Annotated in this window: 20 protein-coding genes; 15 read left to right on the top strand and 5 right to left on the bottom strand. The window is 40.8% G+C overall.

The features are described 5' to 3' along the window. The first annotated feature begins 84 nt into the window (after nucleotides 1-84). The 11 genes from O3650_RS01520 (at nucleotide 85) to O3650_RS01470 (ending at nucleotide 10284) form a co-directional block, all read left to right on the top strand. Entirely contained in the window at nucleotides 85-588 is a 504-nt protein-coding gene (locus O3650_RS01520) for a phosphatase PAP2 family protein (RefSeq protein ID WP_203175566.1), read from the top strand. Between the two features lie 113 nt (nucleotides 589-701). Beyond that, nucleotides 702-1148, top strand: a complete 447-nt coding sequence (locus O3650_RS01515) for a LytTR family DNA-binding domain-containing protein (RefSeq protein ID WP_371491415.1) — start codon at nucleotides 702-704, stop codon at nucleotides 1146-1148. A 4-nt stretch (nucleotides 1149-1152) separates the two neighbouring features. Further along, nucleotides 1153-1827: a hypothetical protein gene (locus tag O3650_RS01510; protein WP_371491413.1), complete on the top strand. Its 675-nt coding sequence runs from the start codon at nucleotides 1153-1155 to the stop codon at nucleotides 1825-1827. A gap of 105 nt (nucleotides 1828-1932) precedes the next feature. Beyond that, nucleotides 1933-2121: a 50S ribosomal protein L28 gene (rpmB, locus tag O3650_RS01505; RefSeq protein ID WP_001140948.1), complete on the top strand. Its 189-nt coding sequence runs from the start codon at nucleotides 1933-1935 to the stop codon at nucleotides 2119-2121. A 155-nt stretch (nucleotides 2122-2276) separates the two neighbouring features. Further along, nucleotides 2277-2642 carry an Asp23/Gls24 family envelope stress response protein gene (locus O3650_RS01500; protein WP_000216437.1) on the top strand — a complete coding sequence of 122 codons (366 nt, stop codon included), beginning with the start codon at nucleotides 2277-2279 and terminating at the stop codon, nucleotides 2640-2642. 2 nt (nucleotides 2643-2644) lie between these two features. Then, nucleotides 2645-4312, top strand: a complete 1668-nt coding sequence (locus O3650_RS01495) for a DAK2 domain-containing protein (protein ID WP_033678388.1) — start codon at nucleotides 2645-2647, stop codon at nucleotides 4310-4312. Between the two features lie 200 nt (nucleotides 4313-4512). Further along, nucleotides 4513-6213 carry an acetolactate synthase large subunit gene (locus tag O3650_RS01490; protein WP_000411736.1) on the top strand — a complete coding sequence of 567 codons (1701 nt, stop codon included), beginning with the start codon at nucleotides 4513-4515 and terminating at the stop codon, nucleotides 6211-6213. Beyond that, complete coding sequence (gene ilvN, locus O3650_RS01485; protein WP_001253803.1) at nucleotides 6206-6682, top strand: acetolactate synthase small subunit; 477 nt, start codon at nucleotides 6206-6208, stop codon at nucleotides 6680-6682. The genes O3650_RS01490 and ilvN overlap by 8 nt, the downstream gene beginning before the upstream one ends. Nucleotides 6683-6851: 169 nt before the next feature. Continuing rightward, nucleotides 6852-7874 (top strand): ketol-acid reductoisomerase, encoded by a 1023-nt coding sequence (gene ilvC / locus O3650_RS01480; protein WP_000290683.1) that lies wholly within the window; start codon nucleotides 6852-6854, stop codon nucleotides 7872-7874. Between the two features lie 114 nt (nucleotides 7875-7988). After that, nucleotides 7989-9239 (top strand): threonine ammonia-lyase IlvA, encoded by a 1251-nt coding sequence (ilvA, locus tag O3650_RS01475; RefSeq protein ID WP_371491411.1) that lies wholly within the window; start codon nucleotides 7989-7991, stop codon nucleotides 9237-9239. A gap of 829 nt (nucleotides 9240-10068) precedes the next feature. After that, nucleotides 10069-10284: a hypothetical protein gene (locus O3650_RS01470; protein ID WP_001130036.1), complete on the top strand. Its 216-nt coding sequence runs from the start codon at nucleotides 10069-10071 to the stop codon at nucleotides 10282-10284. Nucleotides 10285-10374: 90 nt separating this feature from the next. Here the strand turns inward: O3650_RS01470 and O3650_RS01465 are convergent, their stop codons facing one another. Together O3650_RS01465 and O3650_RS01460 are read right to left on the bottom strand one after the other, a co-directional pair. Then, nucleotides 10375-11115: an amino acid ABC transporter ATP-binding protein gene (locus tag O3650_RS01465; protein ID WP_000189477.1), complete on the bottom strand. Its 741-nt coding sequence runs from the start codon at nucleotides 11113-11115 to the stop codon at nucleotides 10375-10377. Beyond that, on the bottom strand, nucleotides 11115-12680 hold the full coding sequence (locus tag O3650_RS01460) for an ABC transporter substrate-binding protein/permease (RefSeq protein ID WP_203175563.1): 1566 nt from the start codon (nucleotides 12678-12680) through the stop codon (nucleotides 11115-11117). The genes O3650_RS01465 and O3650_RS01460 overlap by 1 nt, the downstream gene beginning before the upstream one ends. A 138-nt stretch (nucleotides 12681-12818) precedes the next feature. Here O3650_RS01460 and O3650_RS01455 point away from each other — a divergent pair, with 138 nt between their 5' ends. Beyond that, the gene (locus tag O3650_RS01455; RefSeq protein WP_203175562.1) at nucleotides 12819-14708 is read left to right on the top strand and encodes a DUF2207 domain-containing protein; all 1890 of its coding nucleotides are present in this window, start codon (nucleotides 12819-12821) and stop codon (nucleotides 14706-14708) included. Nucleotides 14709-14768: 60 nt separating this feature from the next. Beyond that, entirely contained in the window at nucleotides 14769-15614 is an 846-nt protein-coding gene (locus O3650_RS01450) for an undecaprenyl-diphosphate phosphatase (protein WP_203175561.1), read from the top strand. Between the two features lie 32 nt (nucleotides 15615-15646). Here O3650_RS01450 and dinB read toward each other — a convergent pair whose 3' ends face one another. Continuing rightward, on the bottom strand, nucleotides 15647-16708 hold the full coding sequence (gene dinB, locus O3650_RS01445; RefSeq protein ID WP_371491407.1) for a DNA polymerase IV: 1062 nt from the start codon (nucleotides 16706-16708) through the stop codon (nucleotides 15647-15649). A gap of 238 nt (nucleotides 16709-16946) precedes the next feature. On the opposite strand from dinB, the gene pflB reads away from it, so the two are divergent. Then, nucleotides 16947-19262: a formate C-acetyltransferase gene (gene pflB / locus O3650_RS01440; RefSeq protein ID WP_049532477.1), complete on the top strand. Its 2316-nt coding sequence runs from the start codon at nucleotides 16947-16949 to the stop codon at nucleotides 19260-19262. Between the two features lie 296 nt (nucleotides 19263-19558). Here the strand turns inward: pflB and O3650_RS01435 are convergent, their stop codons facing one another. Both O3650_RS01435 and trkA read right to left on the bottom strand, forming a co-directional pair. After that, complete coding sequence (locus O3650_RS01435) at nucleotides 19559-20998, bottom strand: TrkH family potassium uptake protein (protein WP_371491405.1); 1440 nt, start codon at nucleotides 20996-20998, stop codon at nucleotides 19559-19561. A gap of 3 nt (nucleotides 20999-21001) precedes the next feature. Beyond that, nucleotides 21002-22351 (bottom strand): Trk system potassium transporter TrkA, encoded by a 1350-nt coding sequence (gene trkA, locus O3650_RS01430; RefSeq protein ID WP_101785459.1) that lies wholly within the window; start codon nucleotides 22349-22351, stop codon nucleotides 21002-21004. Nucleotides 22352-22539: 188 nt separating this feature from the next. On the opposite strand from trkA, the gene O3650_RS01425 reads away from it, so the two are divergent. Next, nucleotides 22540-23388: an S-adenosyl-l-methionine hydroxide adenosyltransferase family protein gene (locus O3650_RS01425; protein WP_101785457.1), complete on the top strand. Its 849-nt coding sequence runs from the start codon at nucleotides 22540-22542 to the stop codon at nucleotides 23386-23388. Nucleotides 23389-23398: the final 10 nt, after the last annotated feature.

Here is a 23398-nt window from a genome sequence, read left to right as displayed (position 1 = left end):
GCTTGACGACCTTCTTTTTCTGCACTATACTAGAAGACAAGTGCTTCCCTATAAGCAAAATTTGAGTAAGTGATGAGAAAATATATGAAAAATTATCAAGAATGGTATGGCCACGTTGCTAGTAACATTAAAAATAAGCCCTTTCTTCTGAGCCTGTTAAGAACTTTCAATCGGTTTATGACAGTAGTTATGCCTATGATTTATCTAACCTTGTTAGCAACTACCTATCTCCAACAAGGACTTGGGAAACAGGTCGGGATCTATTTGTTTATCCCTGCATCAGGTTTTGTGATTTTGTCCTTTCTTCGCAAGAAAATCAATGCCCCTAGGCCTTATGAGGAATGGGATATTAAACCCTTGCTTGACAGAGATAGTCCTGGTCAGTCTATGCCCAGTCGTCATGTCTTTTCAGCAACCATTATCTCCATGGCTTGCTTACATGCTAGTTTATCTGTCGGGGTTATCTTGTTGGTCTTGTCAGCCCTCCTCGGTATAGTAAGAGTCTTAGGGGGAGTGCATTATCCCAAGGATGTAGTAGTTGGCTATATTTGTGCTCTTGTGTGGGGTGTGCTTTTCTTTCTATGTTGACCTGTAAGTTAAGGTGGCCATACAACCACTTACGGGGTTAAAGTAACCACTTGCTTTTTTGCTCTTGTTTTCTTATTTTAGCTTTGATATAGTAGAGTCAGAAAGGAGATGGAATGAAGTTACGAATCGAAATTGACAGCAATTTAGATGAAACTGAAATTGTCATCAAGGCAGCGGCTTTGACAGATGAGATTGCGGATTTACAGCGCCTCTTGCAAGAATCCAAGTCTCCTAGGTTGATTTTTTACAAGGGGACGGGTGAATATTATCTGGATTTGTCGGAAATTCTCTTCTTTGAGACGGAAGATAGCAAGATTTACGCCCATACCCAGAAAGATGCCTACGAGGTTCGGCTTAAACTCTATGAGTTAGAGGCTATCCTTCCTCGTTATTTTAGTCGGGTATCCAAGTCGACTATTGCAAATATCCGTCAGGTTTACTCGGTGGACAAGTCCTTTTCAGGAACGGGCACCATTTCCTTTTATCAGACTCATAAGGAGGTTCATGTCTCACGACATTACCAATCCCTCCTAAAAGAAAATCTAAGAAACATGAGGTAAGAAGATGAAAAAGAAAGCATTTGGTATTGTGTTGCTCATTTTGGCGGCTTTAATATTATTACAAGGGAATTTTGGAATCCCTTCATTCGGTGGGCAAATTTGGCCCTTGCTTGGTATTGCATTTTTTGCCTATCAATCAGTTGGAGCTTTGTTGCGTCGTCACTTAACTTCAGCCTCTTTTACAGCCCTAGTGGCCTTAATGATTGCTAACCACTTTTATGGCATTTTACCAATTCCCACTCAGTCATTGTTCTGGGCAAGTATTTTAATCGTAATGGGTGTCAGCGCACTCACTCATTCTAACAGAACTTGGAATGGGAAAAAATGGTGGTATGATGGTAAAAAGACCATTCTAACAGATAAGGAAGTCGCTTTTGGGACTGGGACTTTCTACAAGCAAAATCAAGAATTGGTAGACGACCAAGTAGAAGTTGGTTTTGGCAATGCCAAGATATATTATGACAATGCAGAGATTTTAGGAGATACCGCAACCCTGAAAGTGGAAGTTGGTTTTGGCAATGCAGTTATCTATGTTCCCCAACATTGGAGAGTTGATTTGAAGGTGGAAACTTTCTGTGGTGTAGCCAAGGCAGATGCTCCTCTAGCTCCAACAAGTAAAACCTTGATTATCCGTGGAGATGTGGCTTTTGGGAAATTGGGAGTTGTCTACGTTAAATAAAAAAATCTTCCAATTCCCTTGCAAAAATGAAGAAAGTGTGATAACATAGTACGGTATGTGGTGCTAGCACATCCGCTATATTAGATCTAATAGGAGGAAAACACAATGGCTAAAGTATGTTACTTTACAGGTCGTAAGACTGTATCAGGAAACAACCGTTCACACGCGATGAACCAAACAAAACGTGCCGTAAAACCAAACCTTCAAAAAGTTACTGTTCTTATCGATGGTAAACCTAAAAAAGTTTGGGCTTCAGCTCGTGCTTTGAAATCAGGTAAAGTTGAACGCGTTTAATAATAAAAGTAAGGAGACCTTAGGGTCTTTTTTCTTTTATTGTGGGTATAAAATCATTTGAAAAACGGAGTAAATATCCGCTGATACAGTATTCTGCTTTTACACTTGGGCTGAAATATGATAAAATAGAGTATCAACTAGTTGAGGTAAAAAGGATGACTGTAAAAATTAATACAAAAGATGGTCAAATCGAACTAACAGATGAAGTGATTGCAACCGTCGTAGGTGGAGCAGCAACTGAGATTTTTGGTGTGGTCGGTATGGCTAGTAAAAATGCCCTCAAAGATAATTTCCAAGCCCTTCTAGGTAAGGAAAATTATTCCAAAGGTGTCGTCGTAAAGGCGGCCGAAGATGGCAGTATTGCAGTTGATGTATATACCGTGTTGAGCTACGGAACAAAGATTAGCGAAGTGTCAAAAAACATTCAAGAGCGTGTTCGTTTTAGTTTGGAAAACCAACTTGGAATTACTGCTCAGACTGTAAATGTCTACATTCAAAATATCAAAGTTGTAGGAGAATAACCGTGTCAAAAATTACTACTAGCTTATTTCAAGAAATGGTGCAGGCTGCATCAACTCGCTTGAATAAGCAAGCTGAATATGTCAATTCATTAAACGTCTTTCCAGTTCCAGATGGAGATACTGGAACAAACATGGGAATGACCATTGAAAATGGAGCTAAAGAAGTTGCAGACAAGCCAGCTTCTACAGTTGGCGAGGTAGCGAGCATTCTTGCCAAAGGTCTTTTGATGGGTGCGCGTGGGAACTCAGGTGTTATTACGTCTCAGCTTTTCCGTGGATTTTCACAAGCTATCAAGGATAAAGACGAGTTAACAGGTCAAGACTTGGCCCTTGCTTTCCAATCAGGTGTAGAAGTTGCCTACAAGGCAGTTATGAAGCCAGTTGAAGGAACGATTTTGACAGTTTCTCGTGGGGCTGCTATCGGTGCTAAGAAAAAAGCTGAGCAAACAGATGATGCTGTTGAAGTCATGCGCGCAGCCTTGGAAGGTGCTAAAACAGCTCTAGCTAAAACACCAGACATGCTTCCAGTATTGAAAGAAGTTGGCGTTGTGGATTCAGGTGGTCAAGGACTGGTCTTCATCTATGAAGGTTTCCTTTCAGCCCTTACTGGTGAATATATTGCATCTGAGGACTTTGTAGCGACTCCGGCCAACATGAGTGAAATGATCAATGCTGAACATCATAAGTCTGTAGCTGGTCACGTAGCGACTGAGGACATTACCTTTGGTTACTGTACTGAAATCATGGTAGCTCTTAAGCAAGGTCCCACCTATGCTAAAGATTTTGACTACGACGAGTTCCGTAACTACTTGAATGAACTTGGGGATTCTCTCCTTGTTGTCAATGATGATGAAATTGTCAAAGTCCATGTCCATACAGAAGATCCAGGACTTGTTATGCAAGAAGGTCTTAAATACGGTAGCTTGGTCAAGGTAAAAGTTGATAATATGCGTAACCAACACGAGGCACAGGTTGAGAAAGAAGCTGCTCAAGTTAGCAAGCCTGCTGAAGAAAAAGAGTATGCTCTGATTGCTGTAGTGGCTGGTAAAGGTCTAGCAGATATCTTCCGTTCTCAAGGTGTAGATTATGTTATTGAAGGCGGTCAAACCATGAACCCTTCAACAGAAGACTTTATCAAGGCTGTTGAACAGGTCAATGCTCGTAACATCATCTTCCTGCCAAACAACAAAAACATCTTCATGGCAGCTCAATCTGCAGCAGAAGTTTTGGAGCAACCAGCAGTAGTGGTAGAGACTCGTACTTTGCCACAAGGTTTGACAAGTCTTCTTGCCTTTGATCCAAGCAAGTCCATCGAAGAAAACCAAGAGCGTATGACAGCTGCTCTTAGCGATGTCGTTAGCGGAAGCGTCACAACAGCTGTGCGTGATACAACCATTGATGGCTTAGAAATCCATGAAAATGATAATCTTGGTATGGTGGATGGGAAAATCCTCGTGTCAAATCCTGACATGCACCAAACCTTGACAGAAACATTGAAACATATGTTGGATGAAGATAGTGAAATTGTAACCTTCTATGTCGGTGAAGACGGAAGCGAAGAACTTGCCAATGAAATTGCTCAAGAAATCGCAGAAGAATTCGAAGATGTTGAAGTCGAGATTCACCAAGGTCAACAACCTGTTTACCCATACCTATTTAGTGTGGAATAAGATTAATAAAGGACTGAGAAATCAGTTCTTTTTTCTTTTTAGAATAATGTAATCGATATCTTTTTAATAAAAACAAAAATAACATTCATAAATAAACGTTAAAATAGAAAATTCAGAAAATTTCTTCTTTTGTCTTGAAAAATTTTGAAAAAGTGGTATGATAGTAACAAGTTATTTTTAAGAGGAAAGAAAGGGGAACAATGGAGAAAATCAGTTTAGAATCTCCTAAGACGGGGTCGGACCTAGTTTTGGAAACACTTCGTGATTTAGGAATTGATACCATCTTTGGTTATCCTGGTGGTGCGGTCTTGCCTTTTTATGATGCGATATATAATTTTAAAGGCATTCGCCACATTCTAGGGCGCCATGAGCAAGGTTGTTTGCATGAAGCTGAAGGTTATGCCAAATCAACTGGAAAGTTGGGTGTTGCTGTCGTCACTAGTGGACCAGGAGCAACAAATGCCATTACAGGGATTGCGGATGCCATGAGCGATAGCGTTCCCCTTTTGGTCTTTACAGGACAGGTTGCGCGAGCAGGGATTGGGAAAGATGCCTTTCAGGAGGCAGACATCGTGGGAATTACCATGCCAATCACTAAGTACAATTACCAAGTTCGTGAGACAGCTGATATCCCTCGAATCATTACGGAAGCTGTCCATATCGCAACTACAGGACGTCCAGGGCCAGTTGTCATTGACCTACCTAAAGACGTATCTGCTTTAGAAACGGACTTCATCTATTCACCAGAAGTGAACCTACCAAGTTATCAGCCAACTCTTGAGCCAAATGATATGCAAATCAAGAAAATTTTGAAGCAATTATCCAAGGCTAAAAAGCCAGTCTTGCTAGCTGGTGGTGGAATTAGTTATGCTGAAGCAGCTGCAGAATTAAATGAATTTGCAGAACGCTATCAAATTCCGGTGGTAACCAGTCTTTTGGGACAAGGAACGATTGCAACGAGTCATCCACTCTTCCTTGGAATGGGAGGCATGCACGGGTCATTCGCAGCTAATATTGCCATGACGGAAGCGGACTTTATGATTAGTATTGGTTGTCGTTTCGATGACCGTTTGACGGGGAATCCTAAGACCTTCGCTAAGAATGCTAAGGTTGCCCACATTGATATTGACCCAGCCGAGATTGGCAAGATTATCAGTGCAGATATTCCTGTAGTTGGAGATGCTAAGAAAGCTTTGCAAATGTTGCTGGCCGAACCAACAGTTCATAACAATACTGAGAAATGGATTGAAAAAGTCACTAAAGACAAGAACCGTGTTCGTTCTTATGACAAGAAAGAGCGTGTGGTTCAACCGCAAGCCGTTATTGAACGAATTGGTGAATTGACGAATGGAGATGCCATTGTGGTAACAGACGTTGGTCAACACCAAATGTGGACAGCTCAGTATTATCCCTACCAAAATGAACGTCAGTTAGTGACTTCAGGTGGTTTGGGAACGATGGGATTTGGAATTCCAGCAGCAATCGGGGCTAAAATTGCTAACCCAGATAAGGAAGTAGTCTTGTTTGTTGGGGATGGTGGTTTCCAAATGACTAACCAGGAATTGGCTATTTTGAACATTTACAAGGTGCCAATCAAGGTGGTTATGCTGAACAACCACTCACTTGGAATGGTTCGCCAGTGGCAGGAATCCTTCTATGAAGGTAGAACATCAGAGTCAGTCTTTGATACCCTTCCAGATTTCCAATTGATGGCACAAGCTTACGGTATTAAAAACTATAAGTTTGATAATCCTGAGACCTTGGATCAAGACCTTGAAGTCATCACTGAGGATGTTCCTATGCTAATCGAGGTAGATATTTCTCGTAAGGAGCAGGTGTTGCCAATGGTGCCAGCTGGTAAGAGTAATCATGAGATGTTGGGGGTGAAGTTCCATGCGTAGAATGTTAACAGCAAAACTACAAAATCGTTCAGGAGTCCTCAATCGCTTTACCGGTGTCCTGTCTCGCCGTCAGGTTAATATCGAAAGCATTTCTGTTGGAGCAACAGAAGATCCGAATGTATCACGTATCACCATTATTATTGATGTTGCTTCACATGATGAGGTGGAGCAAATCATTAAGCAACTTAATCGTCAGATTGATGTGATTCGCATTCGAGATATTACAGACAAGCCTCATTTGGAGCGCGAGGTAATTTTGGTTAAGATGTCAGCGCCAGCCGAGAAGCGCGCTGAGATTCTAGCGATTATTCAACCTTTCCGTGCAACGGTGGTAGATGTAGCGCCAAGCTCGATTACTATTCAGATGACAGGAAATGCTGAAAAGAGTGAAGCTCTATTGCGAGTCATTCGACCATACGGTATTCGTAATATTGCTCGAACTGGTGCAACTGGATTTACCCGCGATTAATACTCTTCGAAAATCAAATTCAAATCACGTCAGCTTTGCCTTGCCGTACTCAAGTACAGCCTGCGGCTAGCTTCCTAATTTGCTCTTTGATTTTCATTGAGTATAAAAATATTTTAAATTTGTTAAACTAGCCTAACAGGCAATAAAAATAGAAAAGAGAGAAAAAACTATGGCAGTTCAAATGGAATACGAAAAAGATGTTAAAGTAGCAGCACTTGACGGTAAAAAAATCGCCGTTATCGGTTATGGTTCACAAGGACATGCGCATGCTCAAAACTTGCGTGATTCAGGTCGCGATGTCATCATCGGTGTACGTCCAGGTAAATCTTTTGATAAAGCAAAAGAAGATGGATTTGACACTTACACAGTAGCAGAAGCTACTAAATTGGCTGACGTTATCATGATTTTGGCACCAGACGAAATCCAACAAGAATTGTACGAAGCAGAAATCGCTCCAAACTTGGAAGCTGGAAATGCAGTTGGATTTGCTCATGGTTTCAACATTCACTTTGAATTTATCAAAGTTCCTGCAGATGTAGATGTCTTCATGTGTGCTCCTAAAGGACCAGGACACTTGGTACGTCGTACTTATGAAGAAGGATTTGGTGTTCCAGCTCTTTACGCAGTATACCAAGATGCAACAGGAAATGCGAAAAACATTGCCATGGACTGGTGTAAAGGTGTTGGGGCAGCTCGTGTAGGTCTTCTTGAAACAACTTATAAAGAAGAAACTGAAGAAGATTTGTTTGGTGAACAAGCTGTACTTTGTGGTGGTTTGACTGCCCTTATCGAAGCAGGTTTCGAAGTCTTGACAGAAGCAGGTTACGCTCCAGAATTGGCTTACTTTGAAGTTCTTCACGAAATGAAATTGATCGTTGATTTGATCTACGAAGGTGGATTCAAGAAAATGCGTCAATCTATTTCAAACACTGCTGAGTACGGTGACTATGTATCAGGTCCACGTGTAATTACTGAGCAAGTTAAAGAAAACATGAAAGCTGTCTTGGCTGATATCCAAAATGGTAAATTTGCAAATGACTTTGTAAATGACTATAAAGCTGGACGTCCAAAATTGACTGCTTACCGTGAACAAGCAGCTAACCTTGAAATTGAAAAAGTTGGTGCAGAATTGCGTAAAGCAATGCCATTCGTTGGTAAAAACGACGATGATGCATTTAAAATCTATAACTAATTGATAGAAATTAAGGTGAAGGCGAGTTGGGGGACTAACTCGCTTTTATAATCAATTCATATCTCTTTTTAAGAGGATGGATTGCTATAGTATGAAATAGTCTAGGAGAAAATGATGTTAAGTTCAAAAGATATAATCAAGGCTCATAAGGTCTTGAATGGTGTGGTCGTTAATACACCGCTTGATTATGACCATTATTTATCGGAGAAGTATGGTGCTAAGATTTATTTGAAAAAGGAAAATGCCCAGCGTGTTCGTTCTTTTAAAATTCGTGGTGCTTATTATGCCATTTCCCAACTCAGCAAGGAAGAACGTGAGCGTGGGGTAGTCTGTGCCTCTGCGGGGAATCATGCGCAGGGAGTTGCCTATACTTGTAATGAGATGAAAATTCCTGCTACTATCTTTATGCCCATTACTACTCCGCAACAAAAGATTGGTCAAGTTCGCTTTTTTGGTGGGGACTTCGTAACCATTAGACTAGTTGGAGATACCTTTGATGCCTCAGCTAAAGCAGCTCAAGAATTTACAGTTTCTGAAAATCGTACCTTTATTGATCCCTTTGATGATGCTCATGTTCAAGCTGGTCAAGGGACAGTTGCTTATGAGATTTTAGAAGAAGCTCGAAAAGAATCGATTGATTTTGATGCTGTCTTGGTCCCTGTTGGTGGTGGCGGTCTCATTGCCGGGGTTTCTACCTATATCAAGGAAACAAGTCCAGAAATTGAAGTCATTGGGGTAGAGGCGAATGGAGCGCGTTCTATGAAGGCTGCTTTTGAAGCTGGTGGTCCAGTCAAACTCAAAGAAATTGACAAATTTGCGGATGGGATTGCTGTACAAAAGGTAGGTCAATTGACCTATGAGGCAACTCGTCAACATGTTCAAACTTTGGTAGGTGTCGATGAGGGATTGATTTCTGAAACCTTGATTGACCTCTACTCTAAGCAAGGGATTGTCGCAGAACCTGCTGGAGCGGCTAGTATCGCCTCTTTAGAAGTTTTAGCTGAATATATCAAGGGGAAAACCATTTGTTGTATCATTTCTGGAGGAAATAATGATATCAACCGTATGCCAGAAATGGAAGAACGTGCCTTGATTTATGATGGGATCAAGCATTACTTTGTGGTTAATTTTCCACAGCGTCCAGGAGCTTTGCGTGAGTTTGTAAATGATATCTTGGGGCCAAATGATGATATCACACGTTTTGAGTATATTAAACGAGCTAGCAAGGGGACAGGCCCAGTATTAATTGGGATCGCTTTAGCAGATAAGCATGATTATGCAGGATTGATTCGTCGAATGGAAGGTTTTGATCCAGCTTATATTAACTTAAATGGGAATGAAACGCTCTATAATATGCTTGTCTGAGGACTAATAAAAAAATATCATATTATTTGCACAACTGATGTATAGGTGTTATAATGAGGGTGAAGAAAGGGGGCGATTCCTATGGACTTAGGAAATCTATCGTGCTATTTCTACTACAACTCACTATAGCACCTATTATTTTTGATTCTGTTTATATTAAGGCGCCAGAATTACTTACTATATAAGGAAATTTTTTGAAATCCCCAATTGTATAGATCTCTAATTTGAAATTTCTCTAAATATAATAGGAATCAGAAAAAATAATCAATGTTTATGAGATGGTTGTTAGGTGAGTCGGCTGAAAAAACTCGTGAGATAAACAATAGTGCTAGACATGAAATGGCAAGTGCTGCTGTTTTCAAATGACTAGCTGGGAAGCGGGTATGTAATCAGAAGGTGAAAGATTGGACAAAGTAAGTAGTACCGGTTGTAAAACGAATAAGATATAGATAAGGACAGGAAAGGAACCAAAGAAGGAGAAAGAAAAACGGAATGGTTTAGAGATAGTGTGGAGTGAAAGACTATCTTTAGTGGACTTGTTGATTTAAAAGGAATATATAGAATGAAATAGTAAATCCTGTCTATCCTATTGAGAAACTGGCATTCAGTATACATGAATATTTTTACAAGTTTAAAGTTTAATAATTCAATTGTTTTCGGGGCGCTTACTAATGGGTTATAGCAACTAAAAACCTATATATTATCGGCTTTAAAAAAGAAGTAAGAAAAAACTAAATCATTTGTTTTATTGAATATATGTTTTTTTATTGACAAAAGACATAAAAACGTATAGAATAATATATCGTAAAGAAGAAAATAGGAGAAGGACATGGCTAAGTCAAACTTTGAAAAAGTAGAATCAGTTGTTGGCTGGGTTCGTGATAAGAAAATCACAGGCTACCGTATCTCTAAAGAAACGAATGCGCGTGAAATGTCTATCATTGCTCTAGCGCAGGGTCGTGCAAAAGTAAAAAATATTTCATTTGAAACAGCTCTAGGTTTAATTGATTTCTATGAAAAAAATCATGAAAAATTTGAAGATTAATCTTTGGATAATGGCGGATTCTTGAATTGGGTCTGCCTTTTCATTTTGAGGACAGCAAAAAGACTGCACGATTGATGCAGCCTTTTCTTTTTATTTGAGATAGCGTTGAAGGAACTCTTTTGTACGGTCTTCTTTAGGATTGGTGAAGAGGTCTTCTGGCTTGCCTTCTTCAGCGATTACACCCTTATCCATGAAGATAACACGGTGAGAGACATCACGGGCAAATTCCATTTCATGAGTTACGACAATCATAGTCAAGCCTTCTTGAGCCAGATCCTGCATGATTTTGAGGACCTCTCCAACCATTTCTGGATCGAGAGCTGATGTTGGTTCATCAAAGAGAATAGCGTCCGGATTCATTGAAAGGGCACGAGCGATGGCCACACGTTGTTTTTGACCACCTGAGAGTTGTTTTGGTTTCGCTTGCCAGTAGCGTTCTCCCATGCCGACCTTTTCCAGGTTTTCTTTAGCAATTTTTTCAGCTTCTGTACGTTCGCGTTTAAGGACAGTTGTCTGAGCGACGATTGTATTTTCAAGAACGTTGAGATTTTCAAAGAGGTTAAAGGATTGGAACACCATTCCCAACTTTTCACGGTATTGCGTGAGGTCATAGCCTTTTTCGAGGACGTTTTGTCCATGATAAAGGATTTGTCCATCAGTTGGCGTTTCAAGTAGGTTAATGGAGCGTAGGAAGGTCGATTTCCCGCTTCCAGAGCTTCCAATGATAGAGATAACCTCTCCCTTGTGGACAGTGAGAGAAATGTCTTTTAGCACTTCGTTTTGGCCATAGGATTTTTTGAGGTGTTTAATTTCAAGGATTGCTTGTGTCATTATTTCAAATCCTCCGTTTGCATTTGGTTAGCACCTGTAGTATAGGTATCCATGTCCATTCGGCGCTCGATGAAGCGTAGGATACGTGTTACGGTGAAGGTGAGGACAAAGTAAATCACGGCGATGATTGTAAATGTCTGGAAGTATTGATAGGTTTGAGTTGCCACGGTGTTTCCTGAGAAATAAAGTTCGACAACTGAGATAACGTTCAATACAGATGTATCTTTGATATTGATGACAAATTCATTACCAGTTGCTGGTAGGATATTGCGGATAACCTGAGGTAGGACAATCTTACGCATGGTTTGGTTATGAGTCATACCAAGAGCAGTCGCAGCTTCAAATTGTCCCTTGTCAACTGCCAGGATACCACCACGGACGATTTCAGTCATGTAGGCACCGGTATTGATTGAAACGATGAAGATAGCAGCTAGTGTACGGTCAAGGTTGATACCGAAAGCTTGGGCAGTTCCATAGTAGATAACCATCGATTGAACGATCATTGGCGTACCACGGAAAATTTCAATGTAGACGTTGAGGATCCAGCCGACTAGTTTTTGTAGGCCGTAAATGACTTTGTTTTCAGAGAGAGGAGCAGTACGGAAAACACCAATGGCAAGGCCGATAATGAGACCTATGATGGTTCCGACGATAGAGATTAAAAGAGTGATACCAGCACCACGCAAGAGTTGTTGCCAGTTTTCAGAAAGAATTTTAGCGACTTGGCTAAAGAAACTACTGCTAGTCTCTTCAGTTGTTGTAGCTTCGGCAGGTTGTTCCTTGATCATACGATCCATCAAGGCAACTTGATCGTCTTTTGAAATGGTTTCAATGCTGGCATTGATTTGGCTAATACGATTATCATCTTTACGAAGTCCAATGGCGATAGCCGTATCTTCTTCTCCAGTTTTAAAACCTGGCTCTACTTGAACCATTTTAAACTTAGAGTTAGCAGCTTCAGCAGTCAGAGCTTCTGGTCGTTCAGAAACATAAGCATCGATAACACCAGCCTCAAGTGCTTGGCGCATTTGAGCGAAGTCTCCCATGGCTGTTTCTTTTTTAGCACCTGGGATTTGTGCAATCAAATCGTAAAGGTAGACACCTTGTTGAGAAGTGATTTTCGCACCGTTAAAGTCATCCAAAGATTTTGCATTTGCGTAGGCAGAATCTTTTTTGACAAGCAAAACTGGTTCGCTAGTGTAGTAACTGCTTGAAAAGGCAATTTCTTGTTTGCGCTCGGCAGTTGGACTCATACCTGCGATAATCATGTCAATCTTACCAGAAGTGAGGGCAGGAACTAGACCTTCCCACTTTGTTTTAACAACCAAAGGTTCTTTACCTAAGTCCTTAGCGATTTTCTTGGCGATTTGAACATCGTATCCGTTAGCATACTGATTAGTCCCATCGATTTTGACAGCCCCATTGCTATCATCATCCTGAGTCCAGTTAAAGGGAGCATATGCTGCTTCCATCCCGATGCGTAAATATTCATCAGCTTGAGCAACATTGACAAGTCCCAGCATCAGCAAGAGACTTGTGAAAATAGATAAGTATATTTTTCTCATGATTTCTCCTATTTCTAATCTATTAAAAAATAACTGTCTCCTATTTTATCGAAAAAAACTCTATTTTTCAATATAGGTAAGCCCTTACTTGAGAAAAAATGATATAATGATAGCAAAGATAAAAAGGGGGCTTAGTTGATGAAAAAAACTTTTTTCTTACTGGTGTTAGGCTTGTTTTGCCTTCTGCCACTCTCTGTTTTTGCCATTGATTTCAAGATAAACTCTTACCAAGGGGATTTGTATATTCATGCAGACAATACGGCAGAATTTAGACAGAAGATAGTTTACCAGTTTGAGGAGGACTTTAAGGGCCAAATCGTGGGACTTGGACGTGCTGGCAAGATGCCTAGTGGATTTGACATTGATCCTCATCCAAAGGTTCAGGCTGCGAAAAACGGTGCTGAACTGACAGACGTTACTAGCGAAGTGACAGAAGAGGCGAATGGTTATACTGTGAAAGTCTACAATTCAGGTCAGGAGGGTGACATAGTTGAAGTTGACCTCACATGGAATTTAAAAAATTTGCTTTTTCTATATGATGACATCGCTGAATTAAATTGGCAACCTCTGACAGATAGTTCAGGAACTATTGGAAAGTTTGAATTTCATGTAATGGGAGACAAGGGGGCTGAAAAACTCTTTTTCCATACAGGGAAACTTTTTAGAGAGGGAACGGTTGAAAAGAGTAATCTTGATTATACTATCCGTTTAGACAATCTTCCAGCTAAGCGTGGAGTTGAATTGCATGCCTACTGGCCTCGGACCGATTTTGCTAATGCTACGGATCAGGGATTGAAAGGGAATCGTTTAGAAGAGTTTAATAAGATAGAAGACTCGATTGTTAAAGACAAAGAGCAAAGTAAACAACTCCTTACGTGGGTCTTCCCTTCGATACTTTCTATCTCTCTGTTATTGAGCATCTGCTTCTATTTCATCTATAGAAGAAAGACCACTCCTTCCGTCAAATATGCCAAAAATCATCGTCTCTATGAACCACCAATGGAATTAGAGCCTATGGTTTTATCAGAGGCTGTCTACTCGACCTCCTTGGAGGAAGTGAGTCCTCTAACTAAAGGAGCTGGAAAATTCACCTTTGACCAACTTATTCAAGCTACCTTGCTAGATGTGATAGACCGTGGGAATGTATCTATTATTTCAGAAGGAGATGCAGTTGGTTTGAGGCTAGTAAAAGAAGATGGTTTGTCAAGCTTTGAGAAAGACTGTCTAAATCTGGCTTTTTCAGGTAAAAAAGAAGAAACTCTTTCCAATTTGTTTGCGGATTACAAGGTATCTGATAGTCTTTATCGTAGAGCAAAAGTCTCTGATGAAAAACGGATTCAAGCAAAGGGGCGTCAGCTCAAATCTTCTTTTGAAGAAGTATTGAAAGAGATGCAAGAAGGAGTGAGAAATCGGGTTACCTTCTGGGGGCTTCCGGATTACTATCGTCCTTTAACTGGTGGGGAAAAGGCCTTGCAAGTGGGTATGGGACTTTCCACTATCTTGCCCCTATTTATTGGATTTGGTTTGTTCTTGTACAGTTTGGATGTTTATGGCTATCTTTACATCCCCTTGCCAATACTTGGTTTTCTAGGTTTAGTTTTGGCTGTTTTCTATTATTGGAAGCTTCGGCTAGATAATCGTGATGGTGTCCTAAATGAAGCAGGAGCAGAAGTATACTATCTCTGGACCAGTTTTGAAAATATGTTGCGTGAGATTGCACGATTGGATCAGGCTGAATTGGAAAGTATTGTGGTCTGGAATCGCCTCTTGGTCTATGCGACCTTATTTGGCTATGCGGACAAGGTCAGCCGTTTGATGAAGGTTCATCATATCCAAGTGGAAAATCCAGATATCAATCTATATGTAGCTTATGGTTGGCATAGTATGTTTTATCATTCAAGCGCGCAAATGAGTCATTATGCCAGTGTCGCAAATACAGCAAGTACTTACTCCGTATCTTCTGGAAGTGGAAGTTCTGGCGGAGGCTTCTCTGGAGGCGGAGGCGGTGGCAGTATCGGTGCCTTTTAAAGAGAGCTATCACTGGCTGAAAAAATATGCTATAATGGAAGATAGAAAAAGGAGTAATCTATGTATCTTATTGAAATTTTAAAATCTATCTTCTTCGGGATTGTTGAAGGAATTACGGAATGGTTGCCGATTTCCAGTACAGGTCACTTGATTTTAGCAGAGGAATTTATCCAATACCAAAATCAGAATGAAGCCTTTATGTCTATGTTTAATGTTGTAATTCAACTTGGTGCGATTTTAGCGGTTATGGTGATTTACTTTAACAAGCTCAATCCTTTCAAACCGACTAAGGATAAGCAGGAAGTTCGTAAGACTTGGAGACTGTGGTTGAAGGTCTTGGTTGCAACTTTGCCTTTACTTGCCGTCTTTAAGTTTGATGATTGGTTTGATACCCACTTCCATAACATGGTTTCTGTTGCTCTTATGTTGATTATCTATGGGATTGCCTTTATCTATTTGGAAAAGCGAAACAAAGCGCGTGCTATCGAGCCAAGTGTAACAGAGTTGGACAAGCTTCCTTATACGACAGCTTTCTATATCGGACTCTTCCAAGTTCTTGCCCTTTTACCAGGAACCAGTCGTTCTGGTGCAACGATTGTCGGTGGTTTGTTGAATGGAACCAGTCGTTCAGTTGTGACAGAATTTACCTTCTATCTTGGAATTCCTGTTATGTTTGGAGCTAGTGCCTTAAAGATTTTCAAATTTGTGAAAGCAGGACAGCTCTTGAGTTTTGGGCAATTGTTCTTGCTCTTGGTTGCGATGGGAGTAGCTTTTGCAGTTAGTATGGTGGCTATTCGCTTTTTGACCAGCTATGTGAAAAAACACGATTTTACCCTTTTTGGTAAATACCGCATCGTGCTTGGTAGTGTTTTGCTACTTTACAGTTTTGTCCGTTTATTTGTATAAGAAAAACCTTGAAGGGACAGCTCTTCAAGGTTTTAAAATCCAGTCACGGTAATCCCTAGCAGGCGGACACCTCTTTCTTTCTCGCTTAACTCTTCATAGAGTTGCAGGGCTATTTGGCTTATCTGGCTAGCATCCTGTGTTTTTTGAGCTAGACTTTTTCGTTTAGTGAGAGTTGAAAAGTCCTCGTAGCGGATTTTTAAAATGACAATTTTTCCGGCTTTTTCTTGTTGATGTAGATTGAGAGCGACTCTTTCTGATAGGAGAGTCAGCTCTTTTTTGATGTCTTCCTCAGCACGGAGAATCTTCCCATAGGTTTTCTCCTTACCGATTGACTTACGGATGCGATTGGATTTGACTGGGGAATTGTGGATGCCACGAGCCTTTCGATAAAGGTCATAACCCAGTCTACCAAAACGGTCTATCAGAGTCACTTCAGGAACTTCAAGTAGGTCAGCGCCAGTAAAAATCCCCATTTGATGAAGACGTTCTACTGTCTTCTTTCCTACTCCATGAAACTTGGAAATATCCATTTGTTTTAGAAAATCCTCAGCTTGGTCAGGTAGAATCACTGTCAGACCATGTGGCTTTTGATAATCACTGGCCATTTTAGCTAAGAATTTGTTGTAGGAAACGCCAGCAGAAGCAGTTAGATGGAGTTCTTGCCAGATATCCTCTTGAATGAGGCGGGCGATTTTGACCGCTGACTTGATACCGAGTTTATTTTCTGTCACATCCAAATAGGCTTCGTCAATGCTCATGGGTTCAATCAAATCTGTATAACGCTTAAAGATAGCTCGAATCTGGAGTCCCACAGACTTGTATTTCTCATAATTTCCTGATATAAAGACGGCCTGGGGACATCGTTCATAAGCTTCCTTGGAACTCATGGCAGAATGGACACCAAAAGCTCGTGCCTCATAGCTACAGGTAGAAACGACTCCCCGCCCACCTGTTTGCCGAGGATCGCTTCCGATAATGACAGGTTTTCCTCTGAGTTTAGGATTATCTCTGATTTCCACCGCAGCAAAAAAGGCATCCATGTCAATATGGATGATTTTTCTTGACAAATCATTTAACAAAGGAAAAATCAACATGCCTAGCCCCCTTTTTACCGCTTATTTTCTTTTATTATACCCTTTTTTCTGAAAAAAAGAAAAAAGGACTTTATTTTTTCAAAAATATACTACAGTTTGGGATAAAACGCAGACTGTTTTAGAAAAGAAAGTGTAAAAATAGGGATTTACCACTTGTTGAAAACGATTACTGTATGGTATACTTATCTCATGAATGTAACAGATGGCTGTTACTAGAAAGAAAAAAGAGGACATTAACATGGTTGTTAAGACAGTTGTTGAAGCACAAGATATTTTTGACAAAGCTTGGGAAGGCTTCAAAGGCGTAGATTGGAAAGAAAAAGCAAGTGTATCACGCTTTGTACAAGCTAACTACACACCTTACGATGGAGACGAAAGCTTCCTTGCAGGACCAACAGAACGTTCACTTCACATCAAAAAAATTGTAGAAGAAACTAAGGCACACTACGAAGAAACTCGTTTCCCAATGGACACTCGTCCAACATCTATTGCTGACATTCCAGCAGGATTTATCGATAAAGAAAATGAAGTTATCTTCGGTATCCAAAACGATGAACTCTTCAAATTGAATTTCATGCCAAAAGGTGGTATCCGTATGGCTGAAACTACTTTGAAAGAAAATGGATACGAACCAGATCCAGCTGTTCACGAAATCTTTACTAAATACGTAACAACAGTTAACGACGGTATCTTCCGTGCTTACACTTCAAACATCCGTCGCGCTCGTCACGCTCACACTGTAACTGGTCTTCCAGATGCATACTCACGCGGACGTATCATCGGTGTTTACGCACGTCTTGCTCTTTACGGTGCAGACTACTTGATGCAAGAAAAAGTAAACGACTGGAATGCAATCGAAGAAATCGATGAAGAAACAATCCGTCTTCGTGAAGAAATCAACCTTCAATACCAAGCATTGCAACAAGTTGTTCGCTTGGGTGACCTTTACGGAGTTGATGTTCGCAAACCAGCGATGAACGTTAAAGAAGCTATCCAATGGGTTAATATCGCTTTCATGTCTGTCTGCCGTGTTATCAACGGTGCTGCTACATCTCTAGGTCGTGTGCCAATCGTATTGGACATCTTTGCAGAACGTGACCTTGCTCGTGGTACATTTACTGAATCAGAAATCCAAGAATTCGTTGATGATTTTGTTATGAAACTTCGTACAGTTAAATTTGCTCGTACAAAAGCTTACGACCAATTGTACTCAGGTGACCCAACTTTCATCACAACTTCTATGGCTGGTATGGGTAACGACGGTCGTCACCGTGTTACTAAGATGGACTACCGTTTCTTGAACACTCTTGATAACATCGGTAACTCACCAGAACCAAACTTGACAGTTCTTTGGACTGACAAATTGCCATACAACTTCCGTCGCTACTGTATGCACATGAGTCACAAACACTCTTCTATCCAATACGAAGGTGTGACAACAATGGCTAAAGACGGATATGGTGAAATGAGCTGTATCTCATGCTGTGTGTCTCCACTTGACCCAGAAAATGAAGAACAACGCCACAACATCCAGTACTTCGGTGCGCGTGTAAACGTATTGAAAGCCCTTCTTACTGGTTTGAACGGTGGTTACGACGATGTTCACAAAGACTACAAAGTATTTGACATCGAACCAATCCGTGACGAAGTTCTTGAATTCGAATCAGTTAAAGCTAACTTTGAAAAATCTCTTGACTGGTTGACTGACACTTATGTAGATGCTTTGAATATCATCCACTACATGACTGATAAGTACAACTATGAAGCTGTTCAAATGGCCTTCTTGCCAACTAAACAACGTGCAAACATGGGATTCGGTATCTGTGGATTTGCTAACACTGTTGATACATTGTCAGCTATCAAATACGCTACAGTTAAACCAATCCGTGACGAAAATGGCTACATCTACGATTACGAAACAATCGGTGAATACCCACGTTGGGGTGAAGATGACCCACGTTCAAACGAATTGGCAGAATGGTTGATCGAAGCTTACACAACTCGTCTACGTAGCCACAAACTTTACAAAGACGCTGAAGCTACAGTATCACTTTTGACTATCACATCTAACGTTGCTTACTCTAAACAAACTGGTAACTCACCAGTCCACAAAGGTGTATACCTCAACGAAGATGGTTCTGTGAACTTGTCTAAACTTGAATTCTTCTCACCAGGTGCTAACCCATCTAACAAAGCTAAAGGTGGTTGGTTGCAAAACTTGAACTCACTTTCTAGCCTTGACTTTAGTTATGCAGCTGATGGTATCTCATTGACTACACAAGTATCACCTCGCGCTCTTGGTAAGACTCGTGACGAACAAGTTGATAACTTGGTAACAATCCTTGATGGTTACTTTGAAAACGGTGGACAACACGTTAACTTGAACGTTATGGACTTGAACGATGTTTACGAAAAGATCATGTCAGGTGAAGACGTTATCGTACGTATCTCTGGATACTGTGTAAACACTAAATACCTCACTCCAGAACAAAAAACTGAATTGACACAACGTGTCTTCCACGAAGTTCTTTCAATGGATGACGCATTGAGCTAATCAAGTTCTTAAATAATGAAAAGGAACCCTCGGTCAAACGACTGAGGGTTGTTTTTGGGTTCTGATACTCTTCGAAAATTTCTTCAAACCACGTCAGCTTTATCTGCAACCTCAAAGTGGTGCTTTGAGCAATCTGTGGCTAGCTTCCTAGTTTTCTCTTTGATTTTCCTTGAGTATTAAATATTTTAAGTCATTCTCTGAGGTGTCGTACTTGGTTAAAAAGAGTTGGTTGAGTTGAGGAAATAATTAAAAATAAAAATACCACACTTTGTAAGGAAACAAGGTGTGGTTGCATTTTATCTCTTAGACCAGGTTCTCTTCATAAAGAGAAGGAGGATTGGGTATATCTCCAAACGACCTGCAATCATAGCAAAGGAGAGGAGAATTTTTGAGATAGGGCTAAAGATTGAGAAACTAGATGTCGTTCCTAGAATAGGTCCGATATTATTGAAACAGCTAAAGACAGCGCTGGTAACGACCAGGAAATCATTGCTATCGAGGCTGACAATAAAGATAAGCGCTAGCAAAATCATTGAATAGATGACAAAGTACTTGAGAATCTTATGCTGGGTATCTTTGTCAATCACTGTTTTATTAACATGGAGAGTCAAAACACGGTGGGGCGATAGGATTGACAAAATTTGGTTTTTGGCAATTTTTGAAAGGATAAGGCCTCGAATAACCTTGAGTCCACCTGCGGTTGATCCAGCAGAACCACCAATTCCCATGAGGAGGAGAAGGATAAACTGGGAGAAGAGGGGCCAGTTGGTAATATCTCCGTAACCAAAACCAGTTGTCGTAATGATATTGGAAACTTGGAAGAAGGCCATTTCAAAACTCTTTGAAAATCCCGGGTAGAGGTAGAGAGTATTAAGGCTAATCAAGCCTGTAGAAACCAGAACAATGACCAAGTAAGCTCGAAGTTCTTCATCTCCAAAGAAGGCCTTGACGCGACGGAGCATGAGGTAGTAGTAGAGGTTGAAATTTACTCCAAAAACCAGAACTCCTATACTAACTAGATAGGTAATCAGTGAGCTGCCATAGTGAGCAATTCCATCGTTATAGACGGTAAAACCCCCTGTACCCGCAGTACCCATGGCAATGACAAAACTATCAAATAGGGGCATGCCAGCCAGATAATAGATGATGACAAAGAGGGAGAAGAGAGCCAGATAGAGGAGATAGAGAATCTGGGCAGTATTTTTGAGTTTGGATACAACCTTACCAAAGACGGGACCAGGAACCTCAGCCTTCATCACTTCTAGGTGGCTATTTTTGGCATTGTCCATAATAGCAAGTGCAAAAACAAGCACTCCCATCCCTCCAATCAAGTGGGTAAAACTTCGCCAGAAGAGGAGGGAACGGCTGAGAACTGAAACGTCGTTCAGAATAGTGGCTCCGGTAGTTGTAAAGCCAGAACTAATCTCAAAAAAGGCATCAATAACGCTGGGAATTTGCCCAGCAAAAACAAAGGGGAGACCACCAAAGGAAGACCAAAGGATCCAACAGAGGGCAACAATCAAGACTCCCTCCTTGGCATAAATCCGTTGATTTTTGGGCTTTTGTAAAATTCCTGAACCGCCTAGTAATACGAGAATCCCTATGGTCGAAAAGAGGGCTGTAAAGACTTGACTCGATTCACGGTAATAGATAGCAACAGCCACAGGAACCAAAAGAAGAACAGCTTCAATCAAAAGTAACTTTGAAAGGAGGTAACGAATCATACTTTTATTCATTTCTTACCTCGCGATCAAGTCATAAATCTTAGTGATGTTTGGCAACAAAGTTGTTACAAGGAGCTTGTCTCCAACTTCCAGCATATCCTCTCCAGTTGGGAAAATAGTCTTGCCCTTTCGAATGATGGCCGCAATAAGAACCCCTTTTTTCAGTTTGAGTTGAGAAAGAGGTTTGGCAGTCATCTTATTAGCTTCCTTGATATGGAATTGCAGGGTTTCGATTTGGCCATTGGCTAGATGGTGCATGGCTTGAAGGTCTGAATACTGGGCATTAACCCGACCACGAATAAAGTGCATGATTGTATCTACAGCGATGCTTTTAGGTGTGATGATACTTGAAAAATCAGGCGCATTGATAATCTCGAGGAGACTGGTACGATTGACCTTGGTGATATTTTTTTGTACACCTACCCTGTCAAGGAACATAGAGGTAATCAGATTTTCCTCATCGACTCCTGTTAGAGTCGCAACGGCATCATAGTTTTGAGCACTTTCTTCCAGCAGGATATCTTTTGCGGTACCATCTCCTTGAACGATATAGAGATTTGGGAATTTCTCGCTAAAGAAGCTGGCGATTTCAGGATTGATTTCAATAACCTTGGTATCGATACGACTGTCTTGGAGGATACCTAGTAGATAATAGGCAATTCTACCAGCTCCAACAATAAGAAGACTTTTCACGGCACGAGACTTGAAATAATTATGGAAGAGCATCATGTCAACACGGTTACCAGTGACAAAGATTCTATCTTTATCCTGTACAGTCATGTCGCCACTTGGAATGATAATTTGATGATCCCTCTCTATCGCACAGACAATGACATTGCCGAATTTTTTCCGAAAATCAGAAATGGGCATTTGGCAAAGACCACTGGAGGATTTAACAGTGAATTCCATCAAGCTGACCCGTCCACCAGCAAAGCGTTCGACAGACAGGGCGTTGGGGAAGTCAATGATATTGGCAATAGCACGGGCAGCCAGGAGCTCAGGATTAACGATAAGAGAAAAACCGAGGATATTCTTTTCCTTGAAATAAGAGTTAGAATATTCAGGGTTCCGCACCCGAACGATGGTCTCTTTAGCTCCCATTTTTTTTGCTAGAACGGCTGCAATCATGTTCACTTCATCGTATTCAGTCAGGGCGATAAAGATATCACAATCCTGGACACTGGCTTGCTCAAGGATGGTAAAATCGGCCCCGTTACCAAGGATACCCATGATATCAAAGCGATTGACAATATGATTGAGGACAGCTTCGTTTTGTTCAATCAGTAAAACATCATGCTTTTCTGCAACCAAGGAGCGACAGAGGGCAAAACCAACTTTTCCCCCTCCGACAAGGATAATTTTCATAATAAAACCTACTTCTTCATTATGTAACTATCATACCTTTTTTCAAGAAAAAATGCACCTACTAGCTAATCACCAGAGTTTTTAGCAGGAAATTTGCTATAAGGTAAAACTATACCCTAATCAATTGAAATAGCTATTAGCACCTTTCTCTGAAATATGGTATGATAAAGGATATACAAGGAGATAAAATGAATAATAATTTACTGGTATTACAATCAGACTTTGGTCTGGTTGATGGTGCGGTATCGGCTATGATTGGAGTGGCTTTAGAAGAGTCTCCAACCTTAAAAATTCATCATTTGACGCACGATATCACGCCTTATAATATTTTTGAGGGGAGTTACCGTCTCTTTCAGACGGTGGATTACTGGCCTGAGGGAACGACATTTGTATCGGTGGTCGATCCAGGTGTCGGCTCGAAACGTAAGAGTGTGGTTGCCAAGACTGCAAAAAATCAATACATTGTCACGCCAGACAATGGGACGCTTTCTTTTATCAAGAAACACGTTGGCATTGTAGCTATTCGTGAGATTTCTGAGGTAGCTAATAGGCGTCAAAACACAGAGCATTCTTATACCTTCCACGGTCGTGATGTTTATGCTTATACTGGTGCTAAACTAGCCAGCGGTCACATTACTTTTGAGGAAGTGGGACCAGAGCTCAGTGTGGATCAGATTGTGGAACTTCCAGTCGTAGAGACCATCATAGAAGATCATCTGGTGAAGGGAGCTATTGATATTCTGGATGTGCGTTTTGGTTCGCTTTGGACCTCTATCACGCGAGAAGAATTTTACAAGCTGGGACCAGAATTTGGTGATCGTTTTGAAGTGACTATCTATCATGCAGATATGCTGGTCTATCAAAATCAGGTTGTCTATGGCAAATCATTTGCAGATGTGAGAATTGGGCAACCCATCCTTTACATCAACTCTCTCTATCGTTTAGGTCTGGCTATCAACCAAGGTTCCTTTGCCAAGGCTTATAATGTAGGTGTCGGTTCATCTTGGACCATTGAAATAAAGAAAATAGAAGGATAAAATAGGAGAA

The sequence above is a fragment of the Streptococcus sp. 20925_1_24 genome, from assembly GCF_041432335.1.
GTDB lineage: Bacteria > Bacillota > Bacilli > Lactobacillales > Streptococcaceae > Streptococcus > Streptococcus mitis_BM.
The sequence above is the reverse complement of the archived record's forward strand: the minus strand, read 5'-3'. Positions and strand labels throughout refer to the sequence as shown.

Bases quoted from the DNA above. Each gene is read 5' to 3' on its own strand.
- O3650_RS01520 (WP_203175566.1), top strand. From the start codon at position 85: ATGAAAAATTATCAAGAATGGTATGGCCACGTTGCTAGTAACATTAAA.
- O3650_RS01515 (WP_371491415.1), top strand. From the start codon at position 702: ATGAAGTTACGAATCGAAATTGACAGCAATTTAGATGAAACTGAAATT.
- O3650_RS01510 (WP_371491413.1), top strand. From the start codon at position 1,153: ATGAAAAAGAAAGCATTTGGTATTGTGTTGCTCATTTTGGCGGCTTTA.
- rpmB (WP_001140948.1), top strand. From the start codon at position 1,933: ATGGCTAAAGTATGTTACTTTACAGGTCGTAAGACTGTATCAGGAAAC.
- O3650_RS01500 (WP_000216437.1), top strand. From the start codon at position 2,277: ATGACTGTAAAAATTAATACAAAAGATGGTCAAATCGAACTAACAGAT.
- O3650_RS01490 (WP_000411736.1), top strand. From the start codon at position 4,513: ATGGAGAAAATCAGTTTAGAATCTCCTAAGACGGGGTCGGACCTAGTT.
- ilvN (WP_001253803.1), top strand. From the start codon at position 6,206: ATGCGTAGAATGTTAACAGCAAAACTACAAAATCGTTCAGGAGTCCTC.
- ilvC (WP_000290683.1), top strand. From the start codon at position 6,852: ATGGCAGTTCAAATGGAATACGAAAAAGATGTTAAAGTAGCAGCACTT.
- ilvA (WP_371491411.1), top strand. From the start codon at position 7,989: ATGTTAAGTTCAAAAGATATAATCAAGGCTCATAAGGTCTTGAATGGT.
- O3650_RS01470 (WP_001130036.1), top strand. From the start codon at position 10,069: ATGGCTAAGTCAAACTTTGAAAAAGTAGAATCAGTTGTTGGCTGGGTT.
- O3650_RS01465 (WP_000189477.1), bottom strand. From the start codon at position 11,115: ATGACACAAGCAATCCTTGAAATTAAACACCTCAAAAAATCCTATGGC.
- O3650_RS01460 (WP_203175563.1), bottom strand. From the start codon at position 12,680: ATGAGAAAAATATACTTATCTATTTTCACAAGTCTCTTGCTGATGCTG.
- O3650_RS01455 (WP_203175562.1), top strand. From the start codon at position 12,819: ATGAAAAAAACTTTTTTCTTACTGGTGTTAGGCTTGTTTTGCCTTCTG.
- O3650_RS01450 (WP_203175561.1), top strand. From the start codon at position 14,769: ATGTATCTTATTGAAATTTTAAAATCTATCTTCTTCGGGATTGTTGAA.
- dinB (WP_371491407.1), bottom strand. From the start codon at position 16,708: ATGTTGATTTTTCCTTTGTTAAATGATTTGTCAAGAAAAATCATCCAT.
- pflB (WP_049532477.1), top strand. From the start codon at position 16,947: ATGGTTGTTAAGACAGTTGTTGAAGCACAAGATATTTTTGACAAAGCT.
- O3650_RS01435 (WP_371491405.1), bottom strand. From the start codon at position 20,998: ATGAATAAAAGTATGATTCGTTACCTCCTTTCAAAGTTACTTTTGATT.
- trkA (WP_101785459.1), bottom strand. From the start codon at position 22,351: ATGAAAATTATCCTTGTCGGAGGGGGAAAAGTTGGTTTTGCCCTCTGT.
- O3650_RS01425 (WP_101785457.1), top strand. From the start codon at position 22,540: ATGAATAATAATTTACTGGTATTACAATCAGACTTTGGTCTGGTTGAT.